Origin of the sequence: Paracoccus marcusii, from assembly GCF_006151785.1 — a bacterium.
GTDB lineage: Bacteria > Pseudomonadota > Alphaproteobacteria > Rhodobacterales > Rhodobacteraceae > Paracoccus > Paracoccus marcusii.
In genome coordinates, this window is sequence record NZ_VDDD01000092.1 from 1 (window position 1) to 13,824 (window position 13,824).

At 68.6% G+C, this 13,824-nt stretch carries 14 protein-coding genes and 2 pseudogenes; 6 read left to right on the plus strand and 10 right to left on the minus strand.

The features are described 5' to 3' along the window. The 7 genes and pseudogenes from FHD68_RS13530 to FHD68_RS13560 form a co-directional block, all read right to left on the minus strand. Positions 1–552 (minus strand): annotated as a pseudogene (locus tag FHD68_RS13530) (hypothetical protein); the annotation flags it as partial. Continuing rightward, entirely contained in the window at positions 549–1,871 is a 1,323-nt protein-coding gene (locus tag FHD68_RS13535) for a DUF3131 domain-containing protein (protein ID WP_139085986.1), read from the minus strand. The gene FHD68_RS13535 and the pseudogene FHD68_RS13530, both read right to left, overlap by 4 nt. Then, a complete protein-coding gene (locus FHD68_RS13540) occupies positions 1,871–3,697 on the minus strand; it encodes a glycosyltransferase family 2 protein (RefSeq protein ID WP_127898100.1) in 1,827 nt (608 codons plus the stop codon). The genes FHD68_RS13535 and FHD68_RS13540 overlap by 1 nt, the downstream gene beginning before the upstream one ends. Continuing rightward, a complete protein-coding gene (locus tag FHD68_RS13545) occupies positions 3,694–4,839 on the minus strand; it encodes an acyltransferase (RefSeq protein ID WP_127898099.1) in 1,146 nt (381 codons plus the stop codon). Before FHD68_RS13545 ends, FHD68_RS13540 begins: the two co-directional genes overlap by 4 nt. Next, positions 4,836–6,446 (minus strand): DUF3131 domain-containing protein, encoded by a 1,611-nt coding sequence (locus tag FHD68_RS13550; protein ID WP_127898098.1) that lies wholly within the window; start codon positions 6,444–6,446, stop codon positions 4,836–4,838. The genes FHD68_RS13545 and FHD68_RS13550 overlap by 4 nt, the downstream gene beginning before the upstream one ends. Positions 6,447–6,571: 125 nt before the next feature. Next, positions 6,572–6,847, minus strand: a complete 276-nt coding sequence (locus tag FHD68_RS19585; protein ID WP_240542521.1) for an STAS domain-containing protein — start codon at positions 6,845–6,847, stop codon at positions 6,572–6,574. Positions 6,848–6,977: 130 nt separating this feature from the next. Then, on the minus strand, positions 6,978–7,589 hold the full coding sequence (locus FHD68_RS13560; RefSeq protein WP_240542520.1) for a response regulator transcription factor: 612 nt from the start codon (positions 7,587–7,589) through the stop codon (positions 6,978–6,980). Between the two features lie 235 nt (positions 7,590–7,824). On the opposite strand from FHD68_RS13560, the gene FHD68_RS13565 reads away from it, so the two are divergent. Both FHD68_RS13565 and FHD68_RS13570 read left to right on the plus strand, forming a co-directional pair. Beyond that, positions 7,825–8,322 (plus strand): putative pterin-binding protein, encoded by a 498-nt coding sequence (locus FHD68_RS13565; RefSeq protein ID WP_127898096.1) that lies wholly within the window; start codon positions 7,825–7,827, stop codon positions 8,320–8,322. Beyond that, on the plus strand, positions 8,319–10,793 hold the full coding sequence (locus FHD68_RS13570; RefSeq protein ID WP_127898095.1) for an ATP-binding protein: 2,475 nt from the start codon (positions 8,319–8,321) through the stop codon (positions 10,791–10,793). Before FHD68_RS13565 ends, FHD68_RS13570 begins: the two co-directional genes overlap by 4 nt. A gap of 60 nt (positions 10,794–10,853) precedes the next feature. On the opposite strand, the gene FHD68_RS19040 is transcribed toward FHD68_RS13570, so the two are convergent. Beyond that, positions 10,854–11,126 carry a hypothetical protein gene (locus tag FHD68_RS19040; protein ID WP_167550405.1) on the minus strand — a complete coding sequence of 91 codons (273 nt, stop codon included), beginning with the start codon at positions 11,124–11,126 and terminating at the stop codon, positions 10,854–10,856. Between FHD68_RS19040 and FHD68_RS13575 the strand changes: the two genes are divergently transcribed. The 4 genes and pseudogenes from FHD68_RS13575 to FHD68_RS19595 all read left to right on the plus strand — a co-directional run bounded on the left by FHD68_RS13575 (position 11,112) and on the right by FHD68_RS19595 (position 12,831). Continuing rightward, complete coding sequence (locus FHD68_RS13575) at positions 11,112–11,882, plus strand: ABC transporter ATP-binding protein (protein ID WP_244297862.1); 771 nt, start codon at positions 11,112–11,114, stop codon at positions 11,880–11,882. The genes FHD68_RS19040 and FHD68_RS13575 overlap by 15 nt on opposite strands. After that, a pseudogene (locus tag FHD68_RS13580) lies at positions 11,879–12,343 on the plus strand (nuclear transport factor 2 family protein). Before FHD68_RS13575 ends, FHD68_RS13580 begins: the two are co-directional and overlap by 4 nt. A 135-nt stretch (positions 12,344–12,478) precedes the next feature. Continuing rightward, entirely contained in the window at positions 12,479–12,697 is a 219-nt protein-coding gene (locus tag FHD68_RS19590; RefSeq protein ID WP_240542518.1) for a hypothetical protein, read from the plus strand. Further along, positions 12,697–12,831, plus strand: a complete 135-nt coding sequence (locus FHD68_RS19595) for a cyanase (RefSeq protein WP_240542543.1) — start codon at positions 12,697–12,699, stop codon at positions 12,829–12,831. Before FHD68_RS19590 ends, FHD68_RS19595 begins: the two co-directional genes overlap by 1 nt. Positions 12,832–12,903: 72 nt before the next feature. Here FHD68_RS19595 and FHD68_RS13590 read toward each other — a convergent pair whose 3' ends face one another. Together FHD68_RS13590 and FHD68_RS19045 are read right to left on the minus strand one after the other, a co-directional pair. Beyond that, positions 12,904–13,239 carry a hypothetical protein gene (locus tag FHD68_RS13590; protein WP_204245752.1) on the minus strand — a complete coding sequence of 112 codons (336 nt, stop codon included), beginning with the start codon at positions 13,237–13,239 and terminating at the stop codon, positions 12,904–12,906. 86 nt (positions 13,240–13,325) lie between these two features. Further along, a partial coding sequence (locus tag FHD68_RS19045) for a HAMP domain-containing histidine kinase (protein ID WP_167550406.1) occupies positions 13,326–13,824 on the minus strand: 499 nt, incomplete at its 5' end.

The following is a 13,824-nucleotide window of genomic DNA, read 5'->3' on the forward strand; positions in this document are numbered from 1 at the left end:
CTGCACCGTCTGTGCCGGCGTGTCGCCGAACAGCGCCGGGTCGGGCATGCATCGCGCCACCGCGCGGCGCGGTGCCTGCCCCGCCGCTGTGGCCAGCGCTGCGGCGGGGGGCAGAGACCGCCCGCGATCCGGCACGTCATTGGACAGACCGGTCGGAAAGGCCCGGGCGGCGCGCCGCAGATCGGTCGCGGTCACGTCCCGTCCCATCAGGCAGCGCCCCAGGGCATCGGCAATGCGATCGGCTCCCGCATCGGGCACGCCGGTCGCCGTGGTCCGGCAGGTCGCGGCGGCGCACTCGATCCGGACCTGCCATCGCGGTGCGCCGGGGTCGTCGGCCAGGACCGCCGTGCCGTCACCGAAGATCCGATAGGTCAGCCCATCCACACGGCCCTGCTGCCACAGGCCGGGAAACCGCGCGGTCGGCACATCCGCGCTGATCTGTCGCGCGTCCAGGGCGCCCGGCAGAGGACGGTCCAGCGCCGCCCCGACGCAGGGCGCCGCAGCCACGCAGCCGGGCCAGGCCAGCGTAAGGATCAGCTGGACCACCCTCATGGGGCACCCCGCAGCAGCGGACCCGCGGCCTTGAAGGCCAGCGCCGCCAGGACCAGGGCATTCGTGTTCGCCGTGATCGAGGCGTTGGTGGTGCCGTCGACCTCGTAGATGCCCTCGGGCCAACCGCGCCGGGGGTCGGCGGTGGGGACCACGGCCTCGACCAACTGTGCGGTGTAGGGGGTGCCGTAAAGCGCGTCCCAGCCGAAGGCGGCCTTGGTCGCCAAGGTGCGGCGGCTGTCGATCCGATCGCCCTGGTATGTCAGGACGGACCATGGCGCGCCCCCGCCCCAGACGGTGGAATAGGCAAAGAACGGCGCCTCATCCAGATGCGTCTCGGTCACCGCGGTCAGATGGCCGGTTTGGTCATGGCGGGCCTGCTGAGCCAGATAGACCGCGGTTGCGATGCGCGACGAGCGTGCGTCAAAGCCGAATTCCAGCCCGTCGAACAGATAGGGTTCGCTGACGACGAAGGCCGGGATGCGGCCACGATGCAGGCGCGTGTCGATGGGAATGTCCTGCCCCATCACGGGCTGGATCATGGCGCTGTCGGCGGGATCATAGGCGCGCACCATGTCGAACCCGGACAGCATCATCGCCTTGGCGGCATATTGTTCATAGCCCAGGCGCCCCTCCTGGTTCTCGCGGACCTCCGCGTCCACGACGCTGGCACCATAAAGCTGTCCGTCGCGGACCATCCGATCCAGCCGCCAGTCATCGGTCGCGGCCGCGATGGCCGGGGCCATGTCGGGATGGGCCGCGCGCGCGATGGCCAGTGCCGCCATCAGCCGCGCCACGTCCAGCGCCGACCAGCCCAGACCCAGATCGGTGGGTCGATTGGCGTAATCGACCATCTTCAGCGTCCGCGTGTCATAGGCCTTGTTGGGCAGGCTGTCCTGGAACAGCGGCAGGCGGTCCAGGCTGGTCAGGATGGCGGCCAGCCGATCCTTTGCCTCGGTGGCATCGATCAGCGACAAACGCTCGGCCGCGACGATGGCCACGATCAGGGACCCCGTTTCCCACATGGTGGTCGAAGGATAGCCGTCCACCGAATGCACCAGCCCGGTGTTCGGATCGGTGTTGTTCCTGAAATACGTCCAGGCGATGGCGGCATGGTCCAGGTCGGCAGCGCTGGAGGCACCGCGGATGGCCAGCGGCAGCGGCGTCGCGGCCTCGATCGCGGCTAGGGGCGTGACCGGGGCCTGCCCCGCGGCCGAAGGTCCGGCCTGCTCCAGCCAGGTCACGACCATCAGGCCGCCGATGACCCCCAGGATGAAGACGATATGGCCGCGCGCGCGGACCAGGTTCTGACGAAGGCGCATCAGGGTTCCTCGGGGATCGATGGGTTGGGTTGCCACAGCGCGGCGCGGATGATGCCCGACATGGCGATGCAGTTGTTCAGGCCCCACAGGGCGTTCGTCACGACCCCGGTCGCCGTGTGCCCGGTATCCAGGGCCCACAGCGCCAGCGTCGCCCAGGCCGCGCCCGCCACCGTCAGCGCCACGACCGCGATCTGCGGGCGGACCAGATGCAGGAAGCGGCCCGCCTGGCGGTCCTTGGGCGTGACACGGAACGCGATGCGCCGGCCGCGCAGCACGGTCCACAGCGCGCTGAGCCCGATGGGGAACGACGCCAGGTAGCTGGCCTTGGCCGACTGGCCCGCGATCCCCCAGGTGCCCACCATCATCGCCAGTTCCAGCGACAGGATGAACGGCACCACATGCAGGAAGAACTGCGACGAATAGGCCGCCACGGGCGAGATGCCGGTGAACAGATAGGCGGTGGGCGCGAACAGGAACACGGCGTTCCACAGGGCGCCCAGATAGGAATAGAAGGTCGCCCCGTAAATCAGGCGCTGTCGCAGGGTCAGGCCGCGCCGGAACAGCGGGTTGTCGTTGACCAAGATGTCCAGGCTGCCGCCCGCATACTTGAACCGCTGGATGGTCCAGCCGATCAGGTCCTGGGGCGACAGCATCCGCGTCTCGACGAAGGGGTGCAGCAATGATGTCCAGCCGCGGTCGCGGTCGGCATGCAGCACGATCGAGGTATAGATGTCCTCGGACACGTGAAAGCGGTAGGGGCTGAGGATCTCGGTGCCGACCGCCTGGGTGCGGATCGCGTCCAGAAGATCGGGGGCCACGCCGCGTTCCCGCGTCTCCAGCGTGATCTCCTCCTCGGCCTCGATCACGCGGCGTTCGACCTTGGCCCCGAAGGCGCGCAGCGCGGCCTCCATCACCGCCTCGCGCCGGTGGATCGACCCCGCGCCGCAGCAGAAGGCTGCATTGGCGTGGTTCCGGCGGCGCTGGATCACGTCATAGAACATCTGCGGATCGTTGGCCAAGGGATCGCGCCCGATGCGGCATTCGCCGATGATCCGCTCGACCGCGCGCCCTGCCCGTCCGGCCCGTGCGCCCCATCGGGCCTGCAGGACCTGGGACAGACGGCGCCCTTCGGGCAGGTCATAGAACCATTGCGGCGTCTGCACCCAAGCCAGGCTCGGGTCGCGGAAATGGCCCAGGGTGCGGGCGAGGCACGTCGGGAACGGCCGCGTGTCCGCATCGCAGATCAGCAGGAAGTCGCCCGAGGTCTGCTCCATCGCGTTGCGCAGGTTGCCGGCCTTGAACCCCTCGTTCGTGGCGCGGGTGATGTAGCCCACCCCCTCCTGCCGCGCGACCTCGGCCATGGCGGGGCGGCGGCCGTCGTCCAGCACGTGGATGCGGATGTCGATCGGATGGGGATAGGCGATGGCCTTGGCGTCGATCAGGCCAAGCCGGACCAGCTCCGGATCCTCGTCATAGGTGGCAAAGAACACGTCGACGGTGATCGGCAGCGACGGGTCCGGTGACGCGGGATCGACCTCGCCCCGCGTCGCGGGCGTGTCGGGGCAGGTCACCGGCTGATCGCGCCACAGGTTGGCGACGAACAGGATCAGGCCCAGATAGGCCAGCGTTTCGGCCAAGGCCAGCAGGGCCGCGAACCAAAGCGCGTCAGGGTTCAGCGAAGAGGACCAGCGCCAGGCGATGTACCAGCCCCCGATCACCAGCGTGACGACCGCCAGAAACTGCCACAGCGCCTCGCGCAGCGGATTGTAAGGCAGAGGTTCGGGCGGCCTGCGATCCTCGAAGGCACTGTAATACGGGATGCTCATGCCGGGACCGCTCCGGGCTGCGGGCGCGCCTTGCGGGCGGCCCAGGGGGTGGGGCCAAGGCCGATGGTCCAGGCGACGGCGGGCAGACGGCCGATCGCCACGGCCAGCCCGAAGGCCACCGGCAGCACCACCGCGAACCGCGTCACGACCAGCAGGGCGGGCGACGGCGCCAGATCAGCCTTGATCAGCGCGATGTCGAAAAGGTCGATGACCGCGGGATGGACAAGGTAGACGCCGAACGTATAGCGCGCCATGACCGACCAGCGGGGCGACCAGTCGCTGTACTGGCTGCCCAGAAAGGCGCAGAAGACCAGCAGCGGCATCAGGAAGTGGCCGTAGTAATCCCAGCCCGCCCGCACCGGAAAACTGCCCGTCAGCAGGGCGCCGCCATAAAAGGGCAGCGTCGCCAGATAGGCCAGCAGGACCAGATACAGCGCGCTGCGCCGGATCAGGCGGCTTTCTCCGCGCGGCAGGCCGTCCTTCCACAGCGAATAGAGACCGAAGGCCGCCAGGCCATAGCCGACATAACCGCAGACCTTGGTGACCCGTACCAGATAGTCGCGCGTCAGCGGCGCCAGGTCGATCGCATAGAGAAACCCCTGCGCATGGTCCATCGCACCCAGGGTCGCGACCAGCAGGACCCCCAGCATCGGATAGCGCATGGCCAACCGCATCACCGGATAGAACAGGAAGATCGCGAACAGCGTGGGCAGGAAATGCATGTGGTACTGGGCCTTGCCCAACAGCAGATAGGCGACCCAGGTCTTGATCTGGGCCAACTGCGCCAGATATTGCGGGGCATAGCCGAAGGCCTCGGCCTTGATCAGGCGGAACAGCGCATAGAACAGCGTCCAGACCGCAAAGGGCACCAGCAGCCTGTGCGCCTGGGTCGCGATCGCGTCGCGATAGCGCGGCCTGTGGCGGTCGATTCGCAGAGCCATCAGGAACAGCGAGAACAGGAAGAACATCTCGGACCCCGAGAACTCTCCGATGGAGCGCAGCAGGACGGGCACCGCGCGTTCCGCCACGCCGGCATCGGGGAACGGGCGACCCGCGAAATCGGTGGTGCTGTGGATCAGCACCACGCCCGCGGCGGCGCAGACGCGGTTCGCGTCGAACCACAGCATGCGGCCCGTGGTCATGGCTGCACCGCGGCGGTGCGGCACTGACGCGGCAGCACGTCGCGCTGTTCGGGCCTGGCCGTGACCTGCGGGCCGGTGGTGCAATCGGTCGCGGCAATGCCGTCCTCGCCCTCGACCGGGCGGCACAGGATGAAATCCGCGGCGGCGATGGTCGGGACCGGCGGCGGCGGATCTCCGCAGGTGCAGCAGGGAACCTCGCGCAGCATCGGCTCGGGCAGGCACTTGTTCGCGCGAATGTCGGTCTGGGAATAGGCCATGTCCCAGACCGTCGTGTTCGGGTTGGCGAACTGCAGGATCGGCCCCTGCACCTTGTAGAGCAGCGCGGCCAGGATGATGCCGTTGTTGTTCGCGGTCTGCAGCGGTATGACGCCGTTGCCGTTCTCGTACAGGCCTTCGAAAAAGCCGCCATCGGCCTCGGACAGGTCGGCCACGGTGTCGAACAGCAGCTGGGTGTAGGGCACGTCCCACAGCGCCCACATGCCAAGCGCGGCCTTGGCGGATACCGCCGCCCGGTCGGGCTGATAGACGTCGCTGGGGTCCAGCGTGTTCCAGGCATAGCCGTCGGCGAAGATCGCGTCATAGACGAAATAGGGCTGCCCCTCGACCTGGTGTTCCGACCGCGCAGTGATGATGCCGGTGCTTTCGAACCGCCGCTGCTGGACCAGGAAGATCCGGTGCGCGAATTCCGCCCGCCAGCCCTGCGACGCGACGCCGGGGCCCGCGGGGTCTGCCGCGGGCATGTCCCATCCCATCTCCAGCCCGTCCAGCAGATAGCTTTCGGTCAGGACATAGTTCTGGTTGTGAAAGACCCGCGGATCGCGGCCGTCATAGGGAATGTCGATGTCGTGGATCGTGGTATAGGCCAGCGGCGCGGGCTCCAGCGCGCCCGTCACGTCGAACCCCCAAAGGGCAAAGCCCTTGGCCGCGTATTCCTCGTATCCCAGGCGGCCTTCCTGGACATAGCGGGTGTCGCCGTCGCCTGACACGACAGACCCGAACAGCCGCCCGTCATCCCTGACGATGTTGCAGAAGTTCCAGCGCAGCGGCACGTTGTCGACGCCGTTGGCCAGATAGGGATAGCGTTCGCGCAGGATACGCAGCCAGACCAGCATGCGGCCCATGTCCAGGACCGAGAACCCGACCTCTCCGGGTTCGTTGGCATAGTTCACCTTCTGCCCGGTCTTGGTGTTGTAGACCTTGTTCGGCGCCTCTCCGCGATACAGGTCCAGATTGCGCAGCGTGGCGATCAGCAGCGTGGCCCGGCGGTCGAAGTCGCGCTTGTCTATGATGCCCAGCTCGTATGCCGCGACCAGGGCGCTGACATAGGACGCGGTGTCCCACAGTGTCGTCGACGGATAACTGCCCACCGCGTTGACCAGCCCCGTCTCGGGCTGGAACCCGGCCTCGAAATAGCTCCAGGCGGCGCGGGCCATCGCCATCTCGCGCTCTGTCAGGGGGCCGTGGCGGCCGAAGGGGGGCGCGGGCCGGTCTGCCTGCTGGACGGCCAGCGGCTGCAGCGCCTGCGGCAGCGGACCGTCCTGGGCCGCGGCCTGGAACGGCAGCAGCAGCGCCAGCAGCGGCACCGCGATGCGCAGGGTCCGGGTCATCACGACCGTCCCCCCAACGCCGCCGATGCCGCGGCGCAGTCGGCGAAGACCGGAAAGACCTTGTCCATGCGGGTGATGCGGAACATGCCCGCGACGCTGCCCGACAGGCCGCACAGCACGATCTCTCAGCGCATGCCCAGGCGCTTGAGCACGCCCACCAGCGCGCTGATGGCGGTGCTGTCTATGAAATCGACGGCGGCAAGGTCGACGACCAGCCGATCCTCGCCCCGGTCGATCAGGTCATAGACCTGGTCGCGAAAGGCGGTGGCGTTCGTCGCGGTCAGGCGCCCGGTCCGCAGGCGGATCTCGCAGCTGCGGCCCGCTACGGGGCGGGTGATGCGGAACATGCCGCGGTCGACGGCCATGGGGTGGTCGGGATGATCGATCGTCAAGTCACGCATGTGCGGCCCCGTCTCTGGTAAGAATGGCATGGGAAGGCCTGCGACCGGCACTGACAGGTGCGGCCCGGACAGGACCGGACAGCCCGCCTGCGGCGGGGTCGTCCGGCAACGGATCGTTCGTCAGGTCAGATCAGGTGATCATCTTGCGGTCGCGGGCGATCATCGCGGCCTGGGTGCGGTTCCTGGCGTCCAGCTTGCGGCACAGGGTCTTGACGTGCAGCTTGACCGTGACCTCCTGCAGGCCCAGCAGCCGCCCGATATCCTTGTTCGACCGCCCCTCGGTCAGGCCGCGCAGGACCTGGGTCTCGCGTGCGGTCAATTCGCCCACGGGGGCGTGGTCGTCCTGTTCCAGATAACCGTAGGGCACGAAGATCTCTCCGGACGCGATGAAGGTCACGGCCGCGGCCAGCGACCGCGCGTTCATCGTCTTGGGCAGAAAGCCCCGCGCCCCCGCCGCCATCGCGTCCCGCGCCACGCTGCGCGAGGCGGTCCCCGACAGGATCGCGACGGGGCGCGGATCCATCAGGCCGCGGATCACGGCCAGTCCCGCCAGCCCGTCCATCCCCGGCATGTCGTAATCCAGCAGCGCCAGATCGAAGGGAACGTCCCCCGCCTGCGCGATCGCCCGTTCCGCGCCGGCGACATCGCCGACCTCGACGACCTGGGCGTCGATCTGCGCACCCAGATACAGGACCAGGGTCTCTCGGATCAGGTCATGGTCATCAGCCAGTAAAATTTTCACGACTTCACCTCTTACGCGGCAAGCCAGACATGCTAGCCTGTGTTGCCGGGGTCCGTGATACCCGATGATCGGAGGTCTTCGATCCGGCCGTATCCGCATGGCCCGCCCGTCTGTGCCAAAGGATACAACCGGACTATCCGTTCGTATAGCGTCCGATACGAATGATGTCGTGCGTGTCTGTGTCGTCCATGCGACATTTCCGACCATGATCGCCAGACTGCATCGGGATACCCTCATGGTTCGCACATTCCTTCACGGCACCCTTCTGTCCGCCGCCCTTGCCCTGGCCGGGCCGGCTCTGGCACAGGAGGCGGCCCTTCTCAGCGTCGACGGTCCGGACGGGTCGCGCAGCTATGACCTGCCGGCGCTGCAGGCCCTGGGCGAGGCGCAGATCAGCACCTCGACCGTCTGGACCGAAGGGGTGCACGGCTTCACCGGCGTCCCGCTGGCCCGCATCCTGGCGGATGCCGGCATCGCCACCGGCCCCGGCAGCACAGGAGAGGTGTCGGCGACCGCGATCAACGACTATGCCATCAGCATACCCCTGGCCGAGATCGGCCCGGACGTGCCCCTGGTGGCCTATCTGATGGACGACCGCCAGATGTCGGTTCGCGACAAGGGACCGCTGTGGATCGTCTATCCCTATGACGCCGACCGGCAGTACCAGACCGAGGTGATCTACTCCCGCAGCATCTGGCAGCTCAACCGTCTCAGCACCGCACCGGTGCCATGAGCGCCATCCGCACCCGGCTGCAGGTCGCGGTGGCCGTCCTGACGGTCTCGATCGCCGTGTGCGGGTTCGTGGTCTGGGTCGTCAGCGCCGATGCGCGGCGCCAGATCGACCAGCTTGCCACCGCGAATTCAGACAGCATCCAGTGGTCGCTGGCCCAGTCAGAGGTCGAGCTGCTGGCCCTGCTGGTCGCGGTCGGCGACGCCCGCGCGCAGCCCGGCGACCCCGCGATGCTGGCCGAGGTCAGGACGCGGTTCGACATCCTCTATTCCCGCATGCGGACGCTGACGACCGGACGCGTGTTCCAGACCCTGCGTCAGGACGACCCCGCCCGCCGCAGGCTGGACCAGACAGAGGCCGCGCTGGACGCCATCGTGCCGCTGATCGACGGGTCCGACGACCGGCTGCGCGACGCGCTGCCCACGCTGCAGGCCCGGGTCGCGGCCCTGCGCCCGGTGGTGCGGTCCGCGTCGCTGGAGGGGGTGCGGCTGTTCTCGGGGCAGTCCGACCGCCAGCGCGAACAGGTGTCCGCGGCCATGCACGACCTGGCCCTGCTTGTCGGGATGATGGTCGTGGCGGTGACGCTGGTGGTCGCGGCGCTGGCGGTCATGGCGGACCGCGCGCGGCGCCAGGCGGCACGGATCGCCACGACGCACGCACGGCTGCGCACGGTCATCGCCACATCCCACGACGCCATCGTCGTGGCCGACACCGACGGCCGCATCCTGGATTTCAACGAATCCGCGCAGCGTATCTATGGCTATGGCGCGGAAGAGGCATTGGGCGCCGACATGCTGACCCTGATCGTCCCCGAGGCCGCCCGCGCCGAGGTACGGGGGTTCCTGGCCGACATCTCCACACCGGCCACCGATCCGGGCCGTCCGGTCCGGGCCACGGCGATGCGCAAGTCCGGCGAGATCTTTCCCATCGAGGTCACCGTCGCCCGCGCGCCCAGCGAACGGGGACCGGTCATGATCGCCTTCGTGCGCGACGTCACCCGCCAGGTGCAGGAGGCCGATGAGCTGATCTGCGCCCGCGACCGCGCCGTCGCCGGAGAGCGTGCCAAGGACGAGATGCTGACCGTCATGAGCCACGAGATGCGGAGCCCCCTGAACGGCCTGCTGGGCACGCTGGACCTGCTGTCCGCCACCCCGCTGAACCCGCAGCAGCGCCCCTATGCCGAGGTCATGGCCCAATCGGGCGCCCTGCTGCTGGGGCATGTCAACTCGGTCCTGGACATCGCGCGGGCCGATGCGGGGGCGATGCCGCTGGAGCAGGTCGCCTTCGACCCGCGCAGGCTGGTGCTGGACCTTCTGGAGGCGCTGCAGGCGCGGGCGCGGCAACGTGGGAATACGCTGTCGGCGCAGATGATCGGGGACGCGGCCTGCCCTGTCCTGGGCGATCCGGCGCGCCTGACGCAGATCCTGATGAACCTGATCGGCAATGCCATCAAGTTTACCGAAGGCGGCCGAATCACCGTCACCATCGACCGGCGACAGCGCGGTCTGGTCGAATTCCGCGTGCATGACACCGGCATCGGCATCGCCCCCGAGGATCACGCACGCATCTTCCAAGAGTTCGTGACCCTCGACCCGTCGTTCCGCCGCACGGTCGAGGGGACGGGCCTGGGCCTTGGCATCGTGCGCCGCCTGACTCGGCTGATGGACGGCGACATCCGCGTGGAGAGCGCGATCGGACAGGGCGCCTGCTTCATCCTGACGGTGCCGCTGGCCGACCAGCCGCTGCCGCCCCCGGTGACAACCCCCGCCCGCCCTGCGCCCCCCGCGCCCGGTCCCCGGCGCCGCGTGCTGGTGGTCGAGGACAACGAGGTCAACCGGATGGTCGTCCGCGAGATGCTGCATGCCCGCAACTGCGACATCGTCGAGGCCGTGGACGGGCAACAGGGCGTGGATGCCGCGCTGGCGCAGCGGTTCGACCTGATCTTCATGGACATCAGCATGCCCCGCATGGACGGCATCACCGCCGCGACGCGGATCCGCGCGCAAGGCCCGAACGTCGCCACGCCGATCATCGCCCTGACGGCCCATGCCCGGCCCGCGAATCAGGACTGGTTCCAGGCGGCGGGCATGTCGGCCACGCTGACAAAGCCGCTGTCCTTCCAGGCCTTGGACCCCTTGCTGGATCGCGTCGCGACCATGCGCGGCGCGTCCCCGGCCAGGGACGCCGCCCGGCGCCATCTGGCCGGCAACATCGGGGCGGAGCATGCCGACAGGATGCTGAACCGCATTTTGTCTGAGTTCCACGACGGGCTGGCCCGGCTGGATGACCTGACGGCCGATCCGGCGACCCTGTCGGATGCGGCGCATCTGGCCCATCGGATGGCCGGGTTCGTGGCGCTGCTGGGCCTGTCCGAATTGCGCGATGCCCTGAGCGACCTTGAGAGCGGGCTGACGGCCGGCACGCTTGCGGGCATCCTGAACCGGCTGGCAGCCATCGGCGCCATGTCCCCGTGATGCTCCTGCCCGCACCGGGGTTCGTTGGGGCCCCACCGGACCCTGGGTCATCGCGTGCCGTCAGGACCGCCGCGTCGCCCCTTCGCTTGGCTGGTCGGGACCGCGGGGGGGTGCACACTCGGCCTCCAGCACGCCGTACTTGGCCAGCCGCGAATACAGCGTCGTGGCCGCAACGCCCAGCAGGGCCGCGGCGCCGTCGCGGCCCGACACCATGCCGCCCGCCTCGCGCATGGCGTTCAGCACGGTGTCGCGGGCCAGGATGCGCATCTGGGCATCCGTCATCACCGCCCCGCCAGGATAGACAGGGGCGCATTCGTGGTGATCCTGGGCCATTCGGGCTGCGGAAAACCGACGATCACGAACATCCTGGCGGGCTTGGCGCAAACCACCTCCGGCGTCGTGACCATGGACGGGGCCGAGATTTCCGGCCCCAGCCTGGACCGCGGCGTGGTCTTCCAGAACTACGCGCTGCTGCCGTGGCTGACCGCGCTTGGCAATGTCCGCTTCGGGGTGCGCGCCCGCCATTCCCACTGGACGCGCGCACAGGTCGATGAGGTCGCGACCCGGTACCTGTCGATGGTCGGGCTGAGCGCGCAGGCGATCCGCCGCAAGCCCAGCCAACTGTCGGGCGGCATGCGCCAGCGCGTGTCCATGGCCCGCGCCTTTGCCAACCACCCCAAGCTGCTGCTCTTGGACGAGCCGTTCGGCGCGCTGGACGCGCTGGCCCGCGGCACCATCCGGGACGAGCCGCTGAAGATATGGGGCGGCACCAACCGGACCGTCTTCATGATCACCCATGACATCGACGAGGCGATCCTTCTGGCAGACCGCATCCTGCTGGTGACGAACGGACCCTTTGCGCGGGTGGCGGAATCGGTTCGGATCGCCATCCCGCGGCCACGCGCGCGCACCGACATCGTCGATCACCCGAATTACTATCCGATCCGCGACCACCTGGTGCGGTTCCTGGGCAGGCGGTCCGCGGAACGGGCGGGACAGGCCTCGGGCGGGGCGGAGCAACGCCCCGATCCGGTGCGCATCGACCTGACTGAACCAGTCCCGGCACATTTGCGGGCCATCACCGAATGACCCGCCCGCCGGTGCCGCCCTTCTCGCGCGAAGACGCGCTCCTCAAGGTCCGCATGGCCGAGGACGCGTGGAACGGCCGCGATCCGGCCCGCGTCGCGCTGGCCTATACGCCCGACACCGTCTGGCGGAACCGGTCCGACTTCCTGCATGGCCGCGACCAGGTGCAGGCGTTCTTGGTCAGCAAGTGGCAGGCCGAACAGAGCTATCGCCTGATCAAGGCTTTGTGGTGCCACGCCCCCGACGGCATCGCGGTGCGGTTCTGATATGAATGGCACGATGCCGCGGGCCGGTGGTTCCGGTCCCACGGCAACGAGAACTGGCAGTTCGACGCGGGGGGCCTAATGGCCGCACGCCACGCCTCGATCAACGACGTCGCCATCGGCGACGCCGACCGCCTGTTCCGCTGGCCGCAAGGGCCGCGCCCTGCCGATCATCCTGGCCTGACTGACCTGGGCATGTAACCCCCTTTACCGCAAGGAGACGACCATGAAAGACCAGATTGCCCACACCCTAACCGGCGAGGACGTGACCGCCCTGATCCTGGCCGCCAGAAAGGCCAAGGGCCTGTCCTGGGGGGGATCGTTCAGCGCATCGGCATGTCGCAGGTCTTCACGCATTCGGACTGCATGGGCATGAACGCCTTTCCCTTCGACAAGGCGCAGGAACTGGTCACGGCGCTGGACCTGCCCGCCGATGCGGCCGACCTGCTGTCCGAACCGCCCACCAAGATCTGGAGCCAAGCGGTGCCAACGGACCTCTGCCTCTATACCTGTACGAGATCGCGGGCGTCTATGGCCCCACCATCAAGGCGCTGATCGAGAAGGAGTTCGGCACCGGCATCATGTCCGCCATCGACTTCGAGATGTCCGTGACCCGAGAGACCAACGCCAAAGGCAACCGCGTCAGGCGGGAGATGTCGGGCAAGTATCTGGCCTATAACGCCTGGTGACGGCCGCGGCCTAGGAACTGGGAACTTTGGGACGCCCCGGACGGGGCCGCGGGCCCACTGCGGGGCCGTCCCTCAGTCCTGGTCCCGGGGCGTGTTGCCGATGGGGAACATGTCCTCGCCGTAATGGTGCAGCTTGACGTGATGGGTGCGGCACAGCCAGCGCACGGCCAGCGGCTGGTCATAGTGGTCGTGATGGGCATCGACCGTCTCTGCGCCGCAGACCTCGCAGGGCCGCTTTTGCAGCTGCCCCGAGGCCAGCGCCCGCTGTACCGCCAGATGGGCGCTGTATTTCAGCAGGTTGGCACGGCGCCAGTTGGTCTGCCGCGTGTCGCTTTTCAGTGCAGGGGGCATGGGGCCCGCGGGATCGGGGGTCACCGACCCCTGATCGTCCTCATCCTGCTGTGGCACTGTCTGTCCCTGATCCATCGGGCCAGCATATGCCCGACCCGCGCGAAAGACAAAAGGTCGCTTGATGCGCATCGCCGGGCGCGGCGTCAGGCATCCGGCCCCGGCCCGAACTCCAGTGTGACGCGGGCGCGCGCGTCGGTCATCGCATAGCGCATCGCAATCCCGTGGGCCGCGGCCATGCGCGTCACGATGGCCAGGCCCAGCCTGGCACCCTGCGACCCCGCGCCCTTGTCGAAGGTCGCATGGCGAAAGGCCGCGCCCGGCCCGACCGCATTGCTGACCGTCAACGCCGGCCCCGCCGAAATCAGCACCCGCAGGTTCCCCGTCCCGTGGTCGACCGCGTTGCGCAACAGGTTGCGCAGGATCAGCGCCAGCGCGTCGGGATCGACGGCCACCGGGGCCTGCGTCATCTCTCCGTCGTCGAACATCACCGGCTGGCCGATGTCGTCGATGACCATCCGCGCCACGCGGATCAGGTCGCACGGGCCCGCGCCCATCGCCCCCGCCTCGGCCCGCGACAGCTGCAGCAGGCGTTCGACCAGGTGGCCCATGCGCCCCAGCGCGCCGGCCAGCCGCCCCGCCGCC

Bases quoted from the DNA above. Each gene is read 5' to 3' on its own strand.
- FHD68_RS13540 (WP_127898100.1), bottom strand. From the start codon at position 3,697: ATGAGCATCCCGTATTACAGTGCCTTCGAGGATCGCAGGCCGCCCGAA.
- FHD68_RS13535 (WP_139085986.1), bottom strand. From the start codon at position 1,871: ATGCGCCTTCGTCAGAACCTGGTCCGCGCGCGCGGCCATATCGTCTTC.
- FHD68_RS13570 (WP_127898095.1), top strand. From the start codon at position 8,319: ATGAGCGCCATCCGCACCCGGCTGCAGGTCGCGGTGGCCGTCCTGACG.
- FHD68_RS19040 (WP_167550405.1), bottom strand. From the start codon at position 11,126: ATGGCCCAGGATCACCACGAATGCGCCCCTGTCTATCCTGGCGGGGCG.
- FHD68_RS13550 (WP_127898098.1), bottom strand. From the start codon at position 6,446: ATGACCCGGACCCTGCGCATCGCGGTGCCGCTGCTGGCGCTGCTGCTG.
- FHD68_RS19585 (WP_240542521.1), bottom strand. From the start codon at position 6,847: ATGCGTGACTTGACGATCGATCATCCCGACCACCCCATGGCCGTCGAC.
- FHD68_RS13565 (WP_127898096.1), top strand. From the start codon at position 7,825: ATGGTTCGCACATTCCTTCACGGCACCCTTCTGTCCGCCGCCCTTGCC.
- FHD68_RS19590 (WP_240542518.1), top strand. From the start codon at position 12,479: ATGTCGCAGGTCTTCACGCATTCGGACTGCATGGGCATGAACGCCTTT.
- FHD68_RS13545 (WP_127898099.1), bottom strand. From the start codon at position 4,839: ATGACCACGGGCCGCATGCTGTGGTTCGACGCGAACCGCGTCTGCGCC.